Below are 16,370 nucleotides of genomic sequence, written 5' to 3'. Positions count from 1 at the left end.
CCGTTGTTTCCTCGGGGGCCCTCGTTGGGCTGGTTGCTCCCCCCCCCCCGCCCCGCCGCGCGGGGGGCGGGGGGCCCCCCCCGGGGGGGGTGCCGGGGGGGGCCCCCCGGCCCGAGGGCGAGAGCCCGGCTCGAAGCACCGGGCTCAGAGCCTCGGGCTCAAGCCTTGGACTCAGGCCCCCGGGCTCAGAACTCCAGACGCTGGCCGGGGACGATCACGTCGGGGTCCCCGCCGATGGTGGCCTTGTTGGCGGCGTAGAGCCGCTGCCAGGTGGTGCCGTGCCGGGCCGCGATGGTGCTCAGTGTGTCGCCGCTGCGGACGGTGTAGTCGCCGCGGGACGAGCCGCGGCCGGTGTGGCCCGTCGAACGGTCCGGCGCCTTCGCCGGCTTCGACGGGGCGGCCTTGGTGGTGGGGGTGCCGGGCGTGGACGCCGCGGGCGCACCGCCGGACGCGCCCGCGCGTGACGAACAGGTGGGCCAGGCGCCCCAGCCCTGCCCGCGCTGCACCTTGGTGGCGACAGCGATCTGCTGCGCCTTGGAGGCCTTGTCGGCGGTGGACGCGTAGGCCGAGCCGCCGTACGCGCGCCAGGTGCCGGCGGAGAACTGGAGTCCTCCGTAGTAGCCGTTCCCGGTGTTGATGTGCCAGTTGCCGCCGCTCTCGCACTGGGCGATGCGGTCCCACACTCCACTGTCGGCCGCCGCGGCGTTGCCGGTGGCGGCCAGCAGTCCGAGCGGGGCGAGCAGTGCCGCCCCGGCGAGGACCGCCGTGGTACGGGTCTTACGAGTGGTATCGGCACATTCGGACATGTGGTTCCCTCTCCACGGACCCGGGCTCCCCCAAGGCGGCACGGAAGGTCCCGCGTGTCGACGCGGCCCTTCCGTTTCGCCCCGTCCGCCGGAGTTGGTGCTGTGCTGGCGCCGGTGGTGCTGATGGCGCCGGTGGTGCTGATGGCGCATTTGACAGGCTGCGGTGCGGTCGGCGGACGTACCCGAGCGGTGCTCGTTGCACACGGCGGAGCAATGTAGAGAGCCGGGAGGCCCGGTAACAACCAACTCCTTGTCATTCCAGGCCAGTTCGCCGTTACCGGGAGTATCGTCGAATTTGAGACACCCGCTTCATTCGCTGATTTCCGGATTTGTCGACCAACGGACCTGACGATCTGTGACTCACCTCACCGGATCAACTTCCTTGGAACCCCGAGAAGTTGGCGTGGAGTAACAGATTCCGCAGCCGGGTTCACCCTGTGCGCAGGATGGTTCGATTCCGTTCGCTCCCGGGCGTGACCCCGGCCACAGATCGCCCGTTGTCTTCTTCATGAGCCGGGAACCCATCCGGTTCATGGGCCGGGGGCCACCCGGCCGCACCACGCACCGCATCCCGAGGAGCCACCCGTGCCGCGCATGCTCGACGTCAGCGACGACGTACGCGCCGAGATCGGCGACGAAGAAGCCGACCGGCTGCTCGCCGGAGAGAACGCCCCGGGCAGTTACGACTGCACGTCCTGCCGCACCCAGGGCGACTCCGAACAGGAGCGCACCAGCACCGTCCTGTTCATCGGCGACGAGACCGCCGTACTCGCCTTCGCCCACGCCACCTGCCTGCCCTCGCAGGTCGTCCAGGTGACCGAGGAGCAACTGCAGGGCGCCGTCCGTTCCATCACCGGCGACTCCCACACCGGGGACGAGCGCCCCGCCGAGGCCCTGCCCGAGCAGGCCGTCCTCGGTGTCACCAGCGGGCTCGTCCTGCTCGGCGGCGAGCTGCACCCCGCGCTCGTCGTCGAGCCGACCGGACGCATCGCCCGGCCCGGCACGACGGGAGGAGCGGGCGACGACTTCCTGCCGCTCCTCATCGAGCAGGGCTTCATGCCGCTGAGCCGACTCACGGAGGTGCCGCCAGTGCTGCACGGCTGGTCCGTGCTGCTCGCCATGGGCCAGCTGCACGCGGTCCTGCAGCCCGGCACCGGCGGTGGCTCGCCGGTCGCCTGGTGGCAGGCCCACCAGCCGCTCCAGGTCACCGACAGCTGGCGGGCGGCCGCCAACAAGCACCAGCAGGTGCTGCTGTTCGCGGCCCCGGTCGGCTCGATCGGCCGCCAGCCCCGCGAGGACCTGCTGCGCCAGGCCCTCGACAAGGCTGCCGCGGGCGGCCAGCTGGTGGCGAGCGCGATGCCCCTGGCCGGCACCTGAGCGCGGGCCCCGGTCCACGAATGCGCCGGAAACGCTCCCGGTGACCGGCCAATGCGCTCCATCGGCCGCATCCGAAGGGCGGCGGGGTCGTTGGCACAGACGTGCACACCTACGACTCCCCCCGCCGCCTGCCGTACACGTCCCCGATCCCGGCCATGCGGCCGGTCCAGGACACCGCGGGCACCCATTCGGCCACGCCGATCTACGACGCGCTCTTCGCGGAGTTCCGCAAGGCCTTCCGGACCCTGCCGGGCGACCGCAGCGGCGAGGAGGAGCTCGGCTTCACGGCTTTCGGAACCGGGCCGCACGGCGGAGGTCTCTACGGCTCGGGGCTGTACGGGACGGGGCTGCTCAGCACGAGCTCGTACAACTCGGGTGCGTACACACCGACCGCGTACGGCATGCGGCACGTCGGACAGCACCAGACGGGGCAGGTGGCCGCGCACCAGAGCCAGACGGTCACGTCCGTCTGGCAGCCGGTGGCGCGGCAGCACGCCACCGGTCTGATCCCGGCGGCGCTCCCGCCCGGACCGCGCCGGGAACGCTGAGTCATCGGGAAGACTGAGGCACATGGGTGAGGGCCCCGCTGTTCTGCGGGGCCCTCACCCATGTGCGTACACGTCCTGTGCGGCTACTTCTTCCTGCCGCGCTTCTCGCGCACCCGCACGGAGATGTGGATCGGCGTTCCCTCGAAGGTGAACTCCTCGCGCAGCCGGCGCTCCACGAAGCGGCGGTAGCCGTGCTCGATGAAGCCGGAGGAGAACAGCACGAACCGCGGCGGCTTCGTGCCCGCCTGGGTGCCGAAGAGGATGCGCGGCTGCTTGCCGCCCCGGACCGGGTGCGGGTGGGCGGCGACCAGCTCACCCAGGAAGGCGTTCAGCCGGCCCGTGGGAACACGCGACTCCCAGCCCTCGATGGCGGTCTCGATCGCCGGGACCAGCTTCTCCATGTGCCGGCCCGTGCGCGCCGAGACGTTGACCCGGGGCGCCCAGGAGACCTGGGCGAGCTCGGTCTCGATCTCGCGCTCCAGGTAGTAGCGGCGCTCCTCGTCGAGGGTGTCCCACTTGTTGAAGGCGAGAACGATCGCTCGCCCGGCCTCGACGGCCATCGTGACGATGCGCTGATCCTGGATCGAGATGGTCTCGGAGGCGTCGATCAGGATGACGGCGACCTCGGCCTTCTCCACCGCGGCGGCCGTACGCAGCGAGGCGTAGTAGTCGGCGCCCTGCTGGAGGTGGACGCGCTTGCGGATACCGGCCGTGTCGACGAACTTCCAGGTGACACCGCCGAGTTCGATGAGCTCGTCGACCGGGTCACGGGTAGTGCCCGCGACCTCGTTGACGACCACGCGGTCCTCGTTGGCCACCTTGTTCAGCAGCGAGGACTTGCCGACGTTCGGGCGGCCGATGAGGGCGATGCGGCGGGGGCCGCCGACGGCGGTGCCGAAGGTCTGCGCCGGCGCCTCGGGCAGCGCCTCCAGGACGGCGTCCAGCATGTCGCCGGTGCCACGGCCGTGCAGCGCGGAGACGGGGTGCGGCTCCCCGAGGCCCAGGGCCCACAGGTACGAGGCGTCGGCCTCGCCGCTCAGACCGTCGACCTTGTTGGCGCACAGGACGACGGGCTTGCCGGCCTTGCGGAGCAGGCGCACGACCGCCTCGTCGGTGTCGGTGGCGCCGACCTTGGCGTCGACGACGAAGACGACCGCGTCGGCCGCCTCGATCGCGTACTCGGCCTGCGCGGCCACGGACGCGTCGATGCCGAGGACGTCCTGCTCCCAGCCGCCGGTGTCGACCAGCTTGAAGCGGCGGCCCGCCCACTCGGCCTCGTAGGTGACGCGGTCGCGGGTGACGCCGGGCTTGTCCTCGACGACCGCCTCGCGGCGGCCGATGATCCGGTTCACCAGGGTCGACTTGCCGACGTTCGGACGGCCGACGACGGCGAGGACCGGGAGCGGGCCGTGGCCGGCCGCCTCGATCGCGCCCTCGATGTCCTCGGCGTCGAAGCCCTCTTCCGCGGCGAGCTCCATGAACTCCGCGTACTCGGCATCGCCGAGCGCCCCGTGCTCGTGCTCGGCAGGGCCTGCCGAGCCGTCGGGCTGGATGTGGTCGCTCATGAAGTCCGTACCTCGTAGTTCATCGTGGTGATCGGTGGACCACCCGTATCGGATGATCCACTACTGAAGTGTCTCTTAACGCCCCGTGAGGCGCCTGGCGTTTTCCAGGTGCGCGGTGAGCTGCTTCTGGATGCGCTCGGTCGCCGCGTCGAGCGCCCTGCGCGTACGCAGTCCGCTGCCGTCGCCCGCCTCGAAGGGGTCGCCGAAGACGACGTCCACCCGGCTGCGCAGCGGGGGCAGCGCCTTTATCAACCGTCCGCGCCGCTCCGTGCTTCCCAGAACGGCGACCGGGACGATCGGTGCCCCGCTGCGGACGGCGAAGTAGGAGAGCCCGGCGCGCAGCGCGGCGAAGTCGCCCTCGCCGCGGGTGCCCTCCGGGAAGATCCCGAGGACCCCGCCGTTCTCCAGCACGCCCAGCGCGCGTGTGATGGCCGTCCGGTCGGTGGTGTCACGGTCGACCTTGATCTGGCCGACGCGGGTCATGAACGGGCCGAGCGGGCCGACGAACGCCTCCTTCTTGACCAGGAAGTGCGAGGGCCGGGGCGCCACGCCGATGACCATCGGGCCGTCGACGATGTGGGAGTGGTTGACCGCGAAGATCACCGGGCCGGTCGCGGGGACCTTCCAGGCGCCCAGGACCCGCGGCTTCCACAGGCCGTACATCAGGCCGACGCCGATGCGCCGCCCGACCTCGGCGCCCTTGACCGAGGGCACGGACGCGACGCTCACTTCGTGGCCCGCTTCTCCTCGACGAGGGTGACGACGCACTCGATGACCTGCTGGAGCGTGAGGTCGGAGGTGTCCACCTCGACCGCGTCGTCCGCCTTGGCGAGCGGCGAGGCCTTACGGCTGGAGTCGGCCGCGTCCCGCTTGATCAGGGCCTCGCGGGTGGCGTTGACGTCGGCGCCCTTGAGCTCACCGCTGCGGCGGGCCGCGCGGGCCTCCGGGGACGCGGTGAGGAAGATCTTCAGGTCGGCGTCGGGCAGCACGGTCGTGCCGATGTCCCGGCCCTCGACGACGATGCCCTGCCCGGCCGCCGAGGCGATCGAGCGCTGCAGCTCGGTGATCCGGGCCCGCACCTCGGGCACGGCGCTGACCGCGCTGACCTTGGAGGTGACCTCCTGGGTGCGGATCGGGCCCGCGACATCCGTGCCGTCGACCGTGATCGTCGGTGCCGAGGGGTCAGTGCCGGACACGATCTCGGGCTTGCCTGCCGCGGCCGCGACCGAGGAGGCGTCGGTGACGTCGATGCCGTTGGTCACCATCCACCAGGTGATCGCCCGGTACTGGGCGCCCGTGTCCAGGTAGCTCAGGCCGAGCTTCGCGGCGACGGCCTTGGAGGTGCTCGACTTGCCCGTGCCGGAGGGACCGTCGATGGCGACAATCACGGCCGGAGCGGTCCGGGCGGCGGTGGTTTCCACGGGTGCGGGCACCTTCCTGGTACGGGGTGGTGGGCTGGTTCGGGCGCGATCGTGCCCCGAACAAGGTTACTGGCTTCCCGGACCCCGATTTACGGACCCCGCGGTGCCCCCGCCACAGCCCCCGGGCCACCGCCGCAACGATCACCAGGACGATCATCGACACGTCCACCGGAACCGGGGTCACGGCGTCGCGTCGCGCACCGCCCGGCCCTACTGCCGGATCGACCAGCCCCGCTCCCGCAGCGAGGCCGTCAGCACGGGCGCCGCCGAGGGCTTCACCATCAGCTCGACCAGACCCGCCTGCTGGCCGGTCGCGTGCTCGATGCGGACGTCCTCGATGTTGACGCCCGCGCGGCCCGCGTCGGCGAAGATCCGGGCCAGCTGGCCCGGCTGGTCGTCGATGAGGACGACGACGCTCTCGTACACGGTCGGGGCGGCGCCGTGCTTGCCGGGGACGCGGATCTGGCCGGCGTTGCCCCGGCGCAGGACGTCCTCGATACCGGTGAAGCCCTCGCTGCGCTTGGCCTCGTCGGAGGACTGGAGGGCGCGCAGGGCCTGCACGGTCTCGTCCAGGTCGGCGGAGACGTCCGCGAGGAGGTCGGCGACCGGGCCCGGGTTCGCGGAGAGGATGTCGATCCACATCCGCGGGTCGGAGGCGGCGATCCGCGTCACGTCACGGATGCCCTGACCGCAGAGGCGTACGGCCGCCTCCTCGGCGTTCTCCAGCCGCGCGGCGACCATGCTCGACACCAGGTGGGGCATGTGGGAGACGAGGGCGACCGCTCGGTCGTGGGCGTCGGCGTCCATGACGACCGGTACGGCACGGCAGTGCGAGACGAGTTCCAGGGCGAGGTTGAGGACCTCGGTGTCCGTGTCCCGGGTCGGCGTCAGCACCCAGGGACGCCCCTCGAAGAGGTCCCCGGTCGCGGCCAGCGGACCCGACTTCTCACGGCCCGACATGGGATGCGTACCGATGTACGCGGACAGGTCCAGGCCCAGCGACTCCAGCTCGCGGCGCGGGCCGCCCTTGACGCTGGCCACGTCGAGGTAGCCGCGCGCGACCCCGCGCCGCATCGCGTCGGCGAGCGCCGCGGCCACGTGCGCGGGCGGCGCCGCGATGATCGCGAGGTCGACGGGCCCCGTGGGCTCCTCGTCCGTGCCGGCGCCGAGCGCGGCCGCCGTACGGGCCTGCTCCGGGTCGTGGTCGGCGAGGTGCACGACGACGCCACGCCCCGCCAGGGCCAGCGCGGCGGACGTGCCGATCAGTCCGGTGCCGATGACGAGTGCGGTTCTCACTGGGCGATGTCCTTGCGGAGTGCGCCCGCGGCACCCAGGTAGACGTGCGCGATCCCGGCGCGCGGCAGGTCGGACTCGATGTGCGCGAGGACCCGCACGACCCGGGGCATCGCGCCTTCGATGTCCAGCTCCTGAGCGCAGATCAGCGGTACGTCGACGATGCCGAGCTTGCGTGCCGCGGCCGCCGGGAAGTCGCTGTGCAGGTCGGGTGTCGCCGTGAACCAGATGCTGATCAGGTCCTCGGTGGTCAGCCCGTTCCGCTCAAGGATGGCGGTGAGCAGCTCGCTGACCTGCTCGTCCATGTGGCCGGCCTCGTCCCGCTCCAGTTGGACGGCGCCCCGGACCGCTCGTACCGCCACGGTGATGCTCCTTGCTGATCTACGTACCGCTTCGGCTCTTGGTGCGTCCAGCCTAGTCAGCCCCCAGTCGCCCGGCAGTCGGCGCCCGCCTGCCGAGACGACCGCCGCGCGCTCCCGAAGGGGCACCCGCACATCCCGGATTCCGTCAATGTCACCTGAATCACTTCATAGTGCTACTTGGAGCGAAAATGCCCTCTCCGGTGTGATCGTCCTCCAATTTCCGCGAAGTCGCTCCTGTGCGCCTCTGGACGCAGGGGCCGCGGGTCCGCTTGCATGGTGAGGCTGTCCGCGCCACGCCTCGGGGGAGGCTCGATGAAGCGTTCCGGACCACTTTTCACGCTCCTCGCGGGACTGCTGCTCGCCCTGTTCATGCTGTCGCTCAATGTGACGTCAGGGACGCGCAGTACGTCGACCGGGAACGAGTCCTCGAGCGATGTCGTGTCGGCGAGCCCGACACCCACGGCCTCGCCCCCGTCGGACAAGCCGTCACCCTCGCCCTCGCCCAGCCCCTCGAAGACCGCCGTGCCCAACGCCGACTACGCGGGCCGCACGGACGACGACTCCTCCGCGGTCGCGGTCACCCTGCGCGACGGCAAGGCGGTCGCGTACTTCTGCGACGGCAAGGACCAGGAGTCGTGGCTGAAGGGCGACGTCGAGCCCGACGGCAGCATGCGGCTCACCGGCCGGAACGGCAACGTCCTCACCGGCGAGCTGAAGGGCAAGCAGATCCGCGGCACTGTCGACATGGGACAGCGCGAGTACGGCTTCACGGCCGACAAGGCCGTCAAGCCCTCCGGGCTGTACCGCGCGACCGCCACCGTGCGCGGCGCCGAGGTCGACGGCGGCTGGATCGTCCTGCCGAGCGGCCAGCAGGTCGGCATCCTCAACCGCGCGGGCAAGCCGAGCCCCGCACCCCGTATCGACCCCGAGACCGGCGCCGTGACGGTCGACGGACAGCAGCTCACGGCCGAGCCCGTGACCCCGTGACCCCCTTCGCCCGCTTCTCCGCTCCACCCCGCACTGCGCTCTTCGCTCCGCCCCTTGCTCCATGACCCCGTGCCCGCAGGGAGCCGACCATGACCGTGGACCCGAACGCCGCCACCCAGGGCTTTCCGCCGCCCGCCCCCGCTCCCCGCCGCCCGGGAGCCGCCACCTATCTCGTACCGGCCCTGGTCGCGGGCGCGGTCGCGGTCGGCCTCGGCGTCTACGGCAATGTGCACGACCCGGAGGGCACCGCCTTCAACCTCGCGGGCTTCAGCAGCACGAGCGCGGTCAAGTCGTGGCTCGCCACGGCCGCCATGGGCTTCGCGGTCGTCCAGCTCGTGTCGGCACTCATGGTGTACGGGCGCATCCCGGGCCCGAGCTGGTCCGGCGTGCTGCACCGCTGGTCGGGACGAATCGCGTTCCTTGTCGCCGTTCCGGTCGCTGTGCACTGTCTGTACGCATTGGGCTATCAGACGTACGAACCACGCGTTTTGTGGCACTCGGTCCTGGGTTGCTTCTTCTTCGGTGCATTCAGTGCCAAGATGCTGCTGCTCCGCTCGGAGCGACTGCCCGGCTGGGTACTGCCCATCGTCGGCGGACTTGTCTTCTCGGCCCTGACGGTGGTCTGGCTGACCTCCGCCCTCTGGTTCTTCCGCACGTTCGGAGTGACGACATGACCCACCCCTCCACGCGTCGCGCGGTTCTCGCGACGGGCGCGGCCGCGCTGGTCGCCGGCTGCAGCAACTACGGGGACGAGAACGGCGGGGGCAGCGACGAGGACGCGTCCTCCGTCGCCCCCGCGGAGAGCGGGACCGGGAGCGAGGCGCCCGCCGGTGATGCGCTGACCAAGACCGGCGACATCCCGGTCGGCGGCGGCAAGATCTTCAAGGACGAGAAGGTCGTCGTCACGCAGCCCGAGCAGGGCGGCTTCAAGGCATTCTCGGCGGTCTGCACACACCAGGGCTGCATCGTCGCCACCGTCTCGGACGGCACGATCAACTGCGCCTGCCACGGCAGCGAGTTCCGCATCGCCGACGGCGCGGTGGCCAAGGGCCCGGCCCAGAAGCCGCTCCCCGCGAAGCAGATCACGGTCACGGGCGACTCGATCAGCGTCACCTGACCCACCACGCACGCCCCGCCGGACCGGTGGGCCGGTGGGCCGGTGGGCCGGTCGGTCTTCCCGCGGGCCGGTCATTCGTCCCAGAGCGCTCCCAACGCCATCAGGTCCCCCTGGTACTCGATCCTGTCGGCCCACTCCGTAGGCCATGCATCGGCACCGAGGTACGCCCCCGCGAAAGCACCGGCGAGACACGCGATCGAGTCCGAGTCCCCCGAGGTGCAGGCGGCCCGGCGCAGGGCCGTCACCGGCTCGTCAACGAAGAGCAGGAAGCACAGCAGGCCGGTGGCGAGGGCCTCCTCCGCGATCCACCCGGCCCCCGTGGCCAGACAGGGGTCCGTCTCGGGCGACGGCGAACGCAGGGCCCCCTGAAGCCGCTCCAGGACCTCCAGACACTCGTCCCAGCCGCGCGAGATGAAGTGCGTCGGCGTCGGGTCCTGGGAACGCGTCCACAGATCGCCGAGCCAGCGCTCGTGGTAGCGCGTGCGGTTCTCGTAGGCGTACGAGCGCAGCAGCCCGACCAGTCCGGTCGGCTCCGCACCCTGCGCGAGGAGGCGTACCGCGTGCGCGGTGAGGTCGGACGCGGCGAGCGCCGTCGGATGCCCGTGGGTGAGCGCGGCCTGCAACTGGGCGGCGCCCGCGCGCTGTTCGTCGCTGAGTCCGGAGATGAGACCGAGGGGCGCGACACGCATGTTGGCGCCGCAGCCCTTGGAGTGGATCTGGCTGGCGTCCTGCCAGGGCAGGCCTTCGCGCTTCAGCTTCTCGCAGGCGACCAGGCACGTACGTCCGGGTGCGCGGTTGTTCTCCGGCGACTGGTACCAGTCCACGAACTCCTCGCGCACGGGCCGCTCCAGCCGCTTGGGTCCCAGCAGCCCCCGGTCCATGGCCGTCCGCAGCCCCCGCCCCAGCGCCAGCGTCATCTGCGTGTCGTCCGTGACGTACGCGGGGGTGGGCAGCTCCATCTCCCGCCAGGGCCCGCACTTGGCGAGGATCGACGGCACGTCGTTGAACTCGGTCGGGAAGCCGAGCGCGTCCCCGAGGGCGAGCCCGACCAACGCCCCGGTGGCGGCGCGCTTCCTGACGGTCGTGGTCATGAGGATCGTCCTTCCGGAGACGGGTTCGAAGACAGGGACGGGGTCGAGGCCGGGGCCGGTGGCCGCGCTGATGCCGGTGCCGGTGCCGGTCGCAGCAGTGGTGGGTGCAGTGCGGTGGCGTCGCCCGCGCGGTACAGCGCGGCGGGCTTCCCCCGGCCTCCGGTCAGCCGGGCCGCGCCGGGGATCTGCTCGACGAACCCGGGCGTGGCAAGGACTTTGCGCCGGAAGTTCGGCCGGTCGAGCGCGGTCCCCCACACGGTCTCGTAGACCTGCTGGAGTTCCCCGAGCGTGAACTCCGGCGGGCAGAACGCCGTGGCCAGGCAGGTGTATTCGAGCTTGGCGCCGATCCGCTCGTGGGCGTCGGCGAGGATCCGGTCGTGGTCGAAGGCGAGCGGCCCGAGCCCGTCGTACGCCAGCCAGCTCGCGCTCGCCGCGTCCCCGCCGCCGCGTGGCTCGGGCGGGTCCGGCAGCAGCGCGGTGTACGCCACCGAGACGACCCGCATCCGGGGATCGCGGTCGGGCTCGCTGTAGGTGCGCAGCTGCTCCAGATGCAGCCCGGAGACGTCCGACAGGCCGGTCTCCTCGGCGAGTTCACGCCGGGCGGCCGTCCCGGCGGACTCCGCGGGCAGCACGAACCCTCCGGGCAGCGCCCAGTGGCCCGCGTACGGCTCCTGTCCGCGCTCGATCAGCAGCACCTGGAGCCCGCCCGCCCGGACCGTGAACACCGCGAGGTCCACGGTGACGGCGAAGGGTTCGAAGGCGTATTTGTCGTAGCCCTCCATTGCCCCCTCCTCGCGGCCTTCACGGCCGTCCTGCACCTCGCCGGGCGACGGCCACCGGACCGGGACCACCCCCGTGGGCCCTGCTCCATCGGCCGCGCCCGGCGAGGGCGTTCCTTAATGGTCAGTACGACTATAAATAGCGGGGCGGGCGGCCACAACCCCCGAACGCACATCGGCCGGCCCCGGGAAGTCCCGGAACCGGCCGATGCCGTACCAAACAGGTCTCTACGAAGGAGACGATTTTCTCTGGAGGTCCTCCAGAAGCCCTGAGGTCCAGAGGCCCACTGGCCCTGAGTTCTAGAGGCCGACTTCCTGCATCAGCATCCCGACCTCGGTGTTCGACAGCCGGCGCAGCCAGCCCGACTTCTGGTCGCCCAGGGTGATCGGTCCGAAGGACACGCGCACGAGCTTGTCGACCGGGAATCCGGCCTCGGCGAGCATGCGCCGCACGATGTGCTTGCGGCCCTCGTGGAGGGTCACCTCTACGAGGTAGTTCTTGCCGGTCTGCTCGACGACCCTGAAGTGGTCCGCCTTCGCGTACCCGTCCTCCAGCTGGATGCCGTCCTTGAGCTGCTTGCCCAGGTCGCGCGGGATCGGGCCCACGATGTGCGCGAGATAGACCTTCTTCACGCCGTACTTGGGGTGCGTGAGGCGGTGTGCCAGCTCGCCGTGGTTGGTGAGCAGGATGACGCCCTCGGTCTCGGTGTCGAGCCGACCGACGTGGAAGAGCCGCGTCTCACGGTTCGTCACGTAGTCACCGAGGCACTGACGGCCCTCGGTGTCCTCCATGGTCGACACGACACCGGCGGGCTTGTTCAGCGAGAAGAACTGGTACGACTGCGTGGCGACGGTCAGTCCGTCGACCTTGATCTCGTCGTTCTCCGGGTCGACGCGCATGCCCTGCTCGACGACGATCTCGCCGTTGACCTCGACCCTGGACTGCTCGACCAGTTCCTCGCAGGCGCGCCGGGAACCGTAGCCCGCGCGCGCGAGCACCTTCTGCAGGCGCTCGCCCTCCTGCTCGGCGCCCGGGAAGGTCTTGGGCGTCTTGACCTCGGGCCTGCCCGCGTACCGGTCGCGGTTGCGCTCCTCGGTACGCGTCTCGTACTCACGGGAGCGCGCGTTCTCCGTACGGCCACCGCGCTGCTGGCCCTGCTTGGGACCGCCCTTGGCGCCGCCACGGGCCGAGCTGCCGCGCCCCGACTTCGGGCCCTCGTGGGTGGCGCCGGGGCCTACGTCGTAGCGGCGCTCCTCCGGGCGGGGGTTGCCTGCGCGCTTCGGCCTGTCGTCGCGCCCTCCCGCGCTCCTCTGCGGGGAGCCGCCCCCACCGGTTCCCCGGGAGTTGCCGCCTCCGCCGGAACCGCGGGGGTTGCCGCCTCCACCGGAGCCACGGGGGCCCCCACCCCCGCCAGAACCGCGGGGGGCACCGCCTCCGCCGGAACCGCGAGGGTTACCGCCCCCGCCGGTTCCGCGGGGGTTGCCGCGCCCGTTGTTCCTGCCACTGCCGCTGCCACTGCTTCGCATCAAAGTTCCGTCGTCGTCGTGTCGTCTGCATCTGCATCCGGTGCGTCCGGATCGAACGACGGGACCCCTTCCAGCGTCTCTGCTTCGATCGCGTCCGCCTCCGGAAGGAAGGGCGCGAGCTCCGGGAGCTCGTCCAGGCCGCGCAGGCCCATTCGCTCCAGGAAGTAGTTCGTCGTCCTGTACAGGATCGCACCTGTTTCGGGTTCCGCGCCCGCCTCCTCGACCAGACCCCTCTGCAGGAGGGTCCGCATCACGCCGTCGCAGTTCACTCCACGGACCGCCGAGACCCTGCTGCGGCTGACCGGCTGCCGGTACGCGACGACCGCGAGCGTCTCCAGCGCGGCCTGGGTGAGCCGGGCCTGCTGCCCGTCGAGGACGAAGCGTTCGACGGCCGCCGCGTACTCGGGCCGGCTGTAGAAACGCCAGCCGCCGGCGATGAGCCGCAGCTCGAAGCCGCGCCCCTGGACGGTGTACTCGTCGGCCAGCGCCCGCAGCGCGTCCGCGATCTTCCGCTTCGGCCGCTCCAGGATCTTCGAGAGGTGCTCCACGGTCGCGGGCTCGTCCACGACCATGAGAACGGCCTCCAGGGCGGGCCTGAGGTCGAGATCGGCGACGCCGGGCGGAGCCGCCGGGGCCTCGGTGGTGTCCTCGCTCACGCCTTCTCCTCCTTGACCGGTTCCGGCGGCCTGTCGAACTCGTCCGTCACCGTCGGCTGCGCATCCCCGTCCCCGCCCGTCCAGCGCACCATCAGGTCCCCCAGAGCCTCCTCCTGGTCCAGGGAGACCGCCTTCTCCCGATAGAGCTCCAGAAGGGCCAGGAAACGCGCCACGACGGTGAGGGTGTCGTCGGTGTCCTCGACGAGCGAGCGGAAACTGGCCTCTCCGAGCTCCCGCAGTCGCGCCACCACGATCGCGGCCTGCTCCTGCACGCTCACGAGCGGCGCGTGGATGTGGTCGACGTACACCTGGGGCTTCGGCCTGGGCTGCATCGCCTTCACGGCGAGCCTGGCGAATCCTTCCGCCCCGATGCTGATGACGACCTCGGGCAGCAGCTCGGCGTGGTGCGCCTCCAGCCCGACGGTTCGGGGGTAGCGGCGCGCCTCTTCGTCGAGCCGCCGGTTGAAGATCTCGGCGATCTGCTTGTACGCCCGGTACTGCAGCAGCCGCGCGAAGAGCAGGTCCCGGGCCTCCAGCAGCGCCAGGTCGGCCTCGTCCTCGACCTCGGCGGACGGCAGCAGCCGGGCGGCCTTCAGATCGAGCAGCGTCGCCGCGACCACCAGGAACTCGGTCGTCTGATCGAGATCCCAGTCCGGCCCCATCGCCCTGATGTGCGCCATGAACTCATCGGTGACCTTGGAGAGCGCGACCTCGGTGACATCCATCTTGTGCTTGGAAATCAACTGAAGCAGCAGATCGAACGGCCCTTCAAAGTTGGCCAACCGAACTTTGAAGACCCCGTCATCGGGTTCGACGGGTTCCGGCTCACCGTCGGTGTTGTGGGCAGGCGTTCCGCAGGGCGGAACGGGTGGGCACAACGCCCCACTACCTGCAGCCGAAGCACCGTCCTCAACCCCGGACGGGCTCTCCGCCGCAGGCGGCTCCGGCTCCGCCGCAGGCGGCAAGACCTCGCCCGGGGGCTCAGGTGGGGCGCCCCCGGGCCCCCGCCCCAGCGCACGCCGACGGCCACCGGAACCGCCGGAGGCCGTGGCAGGGACGTCGTTCGAGGTCATAGCCGTCGCAGGCTACCGCTACCGCCCGCGCAACCGTCGTACGAGGATGCTCGCGTCCCCACGGGATTCGAGATCCGCGAGCACCACGGCGACGGCCTCCCGCACGATCCGCCCACGGTCGACGGCCAGCCCGTGCTCCCCACGGAGCACCAGCCGGGCGTGCTCTAGATCCATGAGCTCCTCGGCGGACACGTACACCGTGATCTTCTCGTCGTGCCGCTCGCGCCCGCTGGGGCGCCGCCCGGAGCCCCGCCCGCGCTTGCGCGGCTGCGCGCCCGCGGAGGGCCCGGCAGAACCTTCCTGCACCCCCTGACGCCGCCCGGAACGGTCCCCGGCGGCGCCCCGACTCCGGGACTCCCCGTCGGAGGACTCGGCGTCGGAGGCGACATGTTCGTCGCCCTCGCCGTCGCCGCCCCGCACGGGTACCGACTGCGGTGCGTCCTCCCCGGCGGCAGCGGCGTCGCTCTCGCCCGCCGGAGCCGGTACCCGGGCCTCGCCGTTGGCCTGGCGCCTGGGGCTGGACGCCTGAAGCGCCATTCCCCCGGTCGTACGGAACAGTTCGTCGGCCCCCGGCAGACTCACTCGGCGTGACACCGGGCGAGCACCTCCCTGGCGAGCTGGCGATAGGCGGCGGCACCGACGGAGTTGGAGGCGTACGTCGTGATCGGCTCACCGGCGACCGTGGTCTCCGGGAAGCGGACGGTCCGGCCGATCACCGTGTGGTAGACGTGATCGTCGAACGCCTCGACCACGCGCGCGAGCACCTCACGGCTGTGCACGGTCCGCGAGTCGTACATCGTGGCGAGGATGCCGTCGAGCTCCAGCTCGGGGTTGAGCCGCTCCTGGACCTTCTCGATGGTCTCGGTGAGCAGCGCGACACCACGGAGGGCGAAGAACTCGCACTCCAGCGGCACGATCACCTTGTGAGCCGCCGTCAGGGCGTTCACGGTGAGCAGGCCGAGGGAGGGCTGACAGTCGATCACGATGTAGTCGTAGTCGGCCATCAGCGGCTTCAGGGCCCGCTGCAGTGTGGACTCGCGCGCGACCTCGGACACCAACTGGACCTCGGCGGCCGACAGGTCGATGTTGCTGGGCAGCAGGTCCATGTTCGGGACCGCTGTCTTCAGGAGCACCTCGTCGGCCGCCATGCCCCGCTCCATGAGCAGGTTGTAGACCGTGAGGTCGAGCTCCATCGGGTTGACGCCGAGACCCACGGACAGCGCGCCCTGCGGGTCGAAGTCGACGAGCAGGACCCGGCGTCCGTACTCCGCGAGCGCCGCGCCCAGGTTGATGGTCGACGTCGTCTTGCCCACGCCGCCCTTCTGGTTGCACATCGCGATGATCTTCGCGGGGCCGTGGTCGGTCAGCGGGCCCGGGATCGGGAAGTACGGCAGCGGGCGCCCGGTCGGGCCGATGCGCTCACGCCGCTGGCGCGCCGCGTCGGGCGCGAGCGTGGCCGCGTACTCCGGATCTGGCTCGTACTCGGCGTCGGGGTCGTAGAAGTGCCCCTCGGGCAGGTCGTCGTAGTCGGCGAAGTGGGTGCGGTTCTCGCCACTTCCGTTGCCGGCCATGGCGTTCACGTGATGGCCATCCATGCTCTGGTGTGCTGTCTGAGTCATCTTCGGACTCTGGTGGGCTGCGAAGGTGCGCACAGCAACGGAGCCGACAGCCTCGAGCCCCGTGGGCCTTGAGCCCTGCGCGGGCATTCCTGGTTGACCACCCCCGGGAGTAAATGTCGACTCATTCACAAGTCGTCTTACCTCCTTGG

18 protein-coding genes are annotated in these 16,370 nt (G+C 71.1%); 5 read left to right on the top strand and 13 right to left on the bottom strand.

What is annotated here, in order from left to right; translation table 11 throughout:
- Positions 1–185 precede the first annotated feature (185 nt).
- Positions 186–806: a transglycosylase family protein gene (locus ACFWXQ_RS47080; protein WP_383938441.1), complete on the bottom strand. Its 621-nt coding sequence runs from the start codon at positions 804–806 to the stop codon at positions 186–188.
- Between the two features lie 585 nt (positions 807–1,391).
- Between ACFWXQ_RS47080 and ACFWXQ_RS47075 the strand changes: the two genes are divergently transcribed.
- Both ACFWXQ_RS47075 and ACFWXQ_RS47070 read left to right on the top strand, forming a co-directional pair.
- A complete protein-coding gene (locus ACFWXQ_RS47075; RefSeq protein ID WP_383938444.1) occupies positions 1,392–2,183 on the top strand; it encodes a hypothetical protein in 792 nt (263 codons plus the stop codon).
- A gap of 101 nt (positions 2,184–2,284) precedes the next feature.
- Positions 2,285–2,731, top strand: coding sequence for a hypothetical protein (locus tag ACFWXQ_RS47070; protein WP_383938447.1), 447 nt, complete (start codon positions 2,285–2,287; stop codon positions 2,729–2,731).
- An 83-nt stretch (positions 2,732–2,814) separates the two neighbouring features.
- Here the strand turns inward: ACFWXQ_RS47070 and der are convergent, their stop codons facing one another.
- The 5 genes from der to aroH all read right to left on the bottom strand — a co-directional run bounded on the left by der (position 2,815) and on the right by aroH (position 7,372).
- Positions 2,815–4,296 (bottom strand): ribosome biogenesis GTPase Der, encoded by a 1,482-nt coding sequence (der, locus tag ACFWXQ_RS47065; RefSeq protein ID WP_383938450.1) that lies wholly within the window; start codon positions 4,294–4,296, stop codon positions 2,815–2,817.
- A 75-nt stretch (positions 4,297–4,371) separates the two neighbouring features.
- Complete coding sequence (locus ACFWXQ_RS47060; protein WP_383938527.1) at positions 4,372–4,959, bottom strand: lysophospholipid acyltransferase family protein; 588 nt, start codon at positions 4,957–4,959, stop codon at positions 4,372–4,374.
- Positions 4,960–5,021: 62 nt separating this feature from the next.
- The gene (cmk, locus tag ACFWXQ_RS47055; protein ID WP_383938453.1) at positions 5,022–5,717 is read right to left on the bottom strand and encodes a (d)CMP kinase; all 696 of its coding nucleotides are present in this window, start codon (positions 5,715–5,717) and stop codon (positions 5,022–5,024) included.
- Between the two features lie 210 nt (positions 5,718–5,927).
- Positions 5,928–7,013 (bottom strand): prephenate dehydrogenase, encoded by a 1,086-nt coding sequence (locus ACFWXQ_RS47050; protein WP_383938456.1) that lies wholly within the window; start codon positions 7,011–7,013, stop codon positions 5,928–5,930.
- Positions 7,010–7,372 (bottom strand): chorismate mutase, encoded by a 363-nt coding sequence (gene aroH, locus ACFWXQ_RS47045; protein ID WP_383938459.1) that lies wholly within the window; start codon positions 7,370–7,372, stop codon positions 7,010–7,012. The genes ACFWXQ_RS47050 and aroH overlap by 4 nt, the downstream gene beginning before the upstream one ends.
- Positions 7,373–7,684: 312 nt before the next feature.
- Here aroH and ACFWXQ_RS47040 point away from each other — a divergent pair, with 312 nt between their 5' ends.
- The 3 genes from ACFWXQ_RS47040 (at position 7,685) to ACFWXQ_RS47030 (ending at position 9,476) form a co-directional block, all read left to right on the top strand.
- Positions 7,685–8,359 (top strand): hypothetical protein, encoded by a 675-nt coding sequence (locus ACFWXQ_RS47040; protein ID WP_383938462.1) that lies wholly within the window; start codon positions 7,685–7,687, stop codon positions 8,357–8,359.
- Positions 8,360–8,448: 89 nt separating this feature from the next.
- Positions 8,449–9,033 (top strand): DUF6529 family protein, encoded by a 585-nt coding sequence (locus ACFWXQ_RS47035; protein WP_383938465.1) that lies wholly within the window; start codon positions 8,449–8,451, stop codon positions 9,031–9,033.
- Positions 9,030–9,476: a Rieske (2Fe-2S) protein gene (locus tag ACFWXQ_RS47030; protein ID WP_383938469.1), complete on the top strand. Its 447-nt coding sequence runs from the start codon at positions 9,030–9,032 to the stop codon at positions 9,474–9,476. Before ACFWXQ_RS47035 ends, ACFWXQ_RS47030 begins: the two co-directional genes overlap by 4 nt.
- A 71-nt stretch (positions 9,477–9,547) precedes the next feature.
- On the opposite strand, the gene ACFWXQ_RS47025 is transcribed toward ACFWXQ_RS47030, so the two are convergent.
- The 7 genes from ACFWXQ_RS47025 to ACFWXQ_RS46995 form a co-directional block, all read right to left on the bottom strand.
- On the bottom strand, positions 9,548–10,567 hold the full coding sequence (locus ACFWXQ_RS47025) for an ADP-ribosylglycohydrolase family protein (RefSeq protein ID WP_383938472.1): 1,020 nt from the start codon (positions 10,565–10,567) through the stop codon (positions 9,548–9,550).
- Positions 10,564–11,349 (bottom strand): NUDIX domain-containing protein, encoded by a 786-nt coding sequence (locus tag ACFWXQ_RS47020; RefSeq protein ID WP_383938475.1) that lies wholly within the window; start codon positions 11,347–11,349, stop codon positions 10,564–10,566. The genes ACFWXQ_RS47025 and ACFWXQ_RS47020 overlap by 4 nt, the downstream gene beginning before the upstream one ends.
- A 297-nt stretch (positions 11,350–11,646) precedes the next feature.
- Positions 11,647–12,873: a pseudouridine synthase gene (locus tag ACFWXQ_RS47015; protein ID WP_383938477.1), complete on the bottom strand. Its 1,227-nt coding sequence runs from the start codon at positions 12,871–12,873 to the stop codon at positions 11,647–11,649.
- Positions 12,873–13,529 carry an SMC-Scp complex subunit ScpB gene (gene scpB, locus ACFWXQ_RS47010; RefSeq protein WP_383938480.1) on the bottom strand — a complete coding sequence of 219 codons (657 nt, stop codon included), beginning with the start codon at positions 13,527–13,529 and terminating at the stop codon, positions 12,873–12,875. The genes ACFWXQ_RS47015 and scpB overlap by 1 nt, the downstream gene beginning before the upstream one ends.
- On the bottom strand, positions 13,526–14,602 hold the full coding sequence (locus tag ACFWXQ_RS47005; RefSeq protein WP_383938483.1) for a segregation and condensation protein A: 1,077 nt from the start codon (positions 14,600–14,602) through the stop codon (positions 13,526–13,528). Before ACFWXQ_RS47005 ends, scpB begins: the two co-directional genes overlap by 4 nt.
- Positions 14,603–14,620: 18 nt before the next feature.
- On the bottom strand, positions 14,621–15,196 hold the full coding sequence (locus tag ACFWXQ_RS47000; protein WP_359849781.1) for a hypothetical protein: 576 nt from the start codon (positions 15,194–15,196) through the stop codon (positions 14,621–14,623).
- Positions 15,181–16,308 (bottom strand): ParA family protein, encoded by a 1,128-nt coding sequence (locus tag ACFWXQ_RS46995; RefSeq protein ID WP_079053143.1) that lies wholly within the window; start codon positions 16,306–16,308, stop codon positions 15,181–15,183. Before ACFWXQ_RS46995 ends, ACFWXQ_RS47000 begins: the two co-directional genes overlap by 16 nt.
- Positions 16,309–16,370 lie beyond the last annotated feature (62 nt).

This window comes from Streptomyces sp. NPDC058697, assembly GCF_042715345.1.
Classification (GTDB): Bacteria; Actinomycetota; Actinomycetes; order Streptomycetales; family Streptomycetaceae; genus Streptomyces; species Streptomyces liliifuscus.
This window is presented reverse-complemented; position numbering and strand designations above follow the sequence as displayed.

Bases quoted from the DNA above. Each gene is read 5' to 3' on its own strand.
- ACFWXQ_RS47080 (WP_383938441.1), bottom strand. From the start codon at position 806: ATGTCCGAATGTGCCGATACCACTCGTAAGACCCGTACCACGGCGGTC.
- der (WP_383938450.1), bottom strand. From the start codon at position 4,296: ATGAGCGACCACATCCAGCCCGACGGCTCGGCAGGCCCTGCCGAGCAC.
- ACFWXQ_RS47060 (WP_383938527.1), bottom strand. From the start codon at position 4,959: ATGTACGGCCTGTGGAAGCCGCGGGTCCTGGGCGCCTGGAAGGTCCCC.
- ACFWXQ_RS47040 (WP_383938462.1), top strand. From the start codon at position 7,685: ATGAAGCGTTCCGGACCACTTTTCACGCTCCTCGCGGGACTGCTGCTC.
- ACFWXQ_RS47035 (WP_383938465.1), top strand. From the start codon at position 8,449: ATGACCGTGGACCCGAACGCCGCCACCCAGGGCTTTCCGCCGCCCGCC.
- ACFWXQ_RS47030 (WP_383938469.1), top strand. From the start codon at position 9,030: ATGACCCACCCCTCCACGCGTCGCGCGGTTCTCGCGACGGGCGCGGCC.
- ACFWXQ_RS47025 (WP_383938472.1), bottom strand. From the start codon at position 10,567: ATGACCACGACCGTCAGGAAGCGCGCCGCCACCGGGGCGTTGGTCGGG.
- ACFWXQ_RS47020 (WP_383938475.1), bottom strand. From the start codon at position 11,349: ATGGAGGGCTACGACAAATACGCCTTCGAACCCTTCGCCGTCACCGTG.
- ACFWXQ_RS47015 (WP_383938477.1), bottom strand. From the start codon at position 12,873: ATGCGAAGCAGTGGCAGCGGCAGTGGCAGGAACAACGGGCGCGGCAAC.
- ACFWXQ_RS47005 (WP_383938483.1), bottom strand. From the start codon at position 14,602: ATGACCTCGAACGACGTCCCTGCCACGGCCTCCGGCGGTTCCGGTGGC.
- ACFWXQ_RS46995 (WP_079053143.1), bottom strand. From the start codon at position 16,308: ATGCCCGCGCAGGGCTCAAGGCCCACGGGGCTCGAGGCTGTCGGCTCC.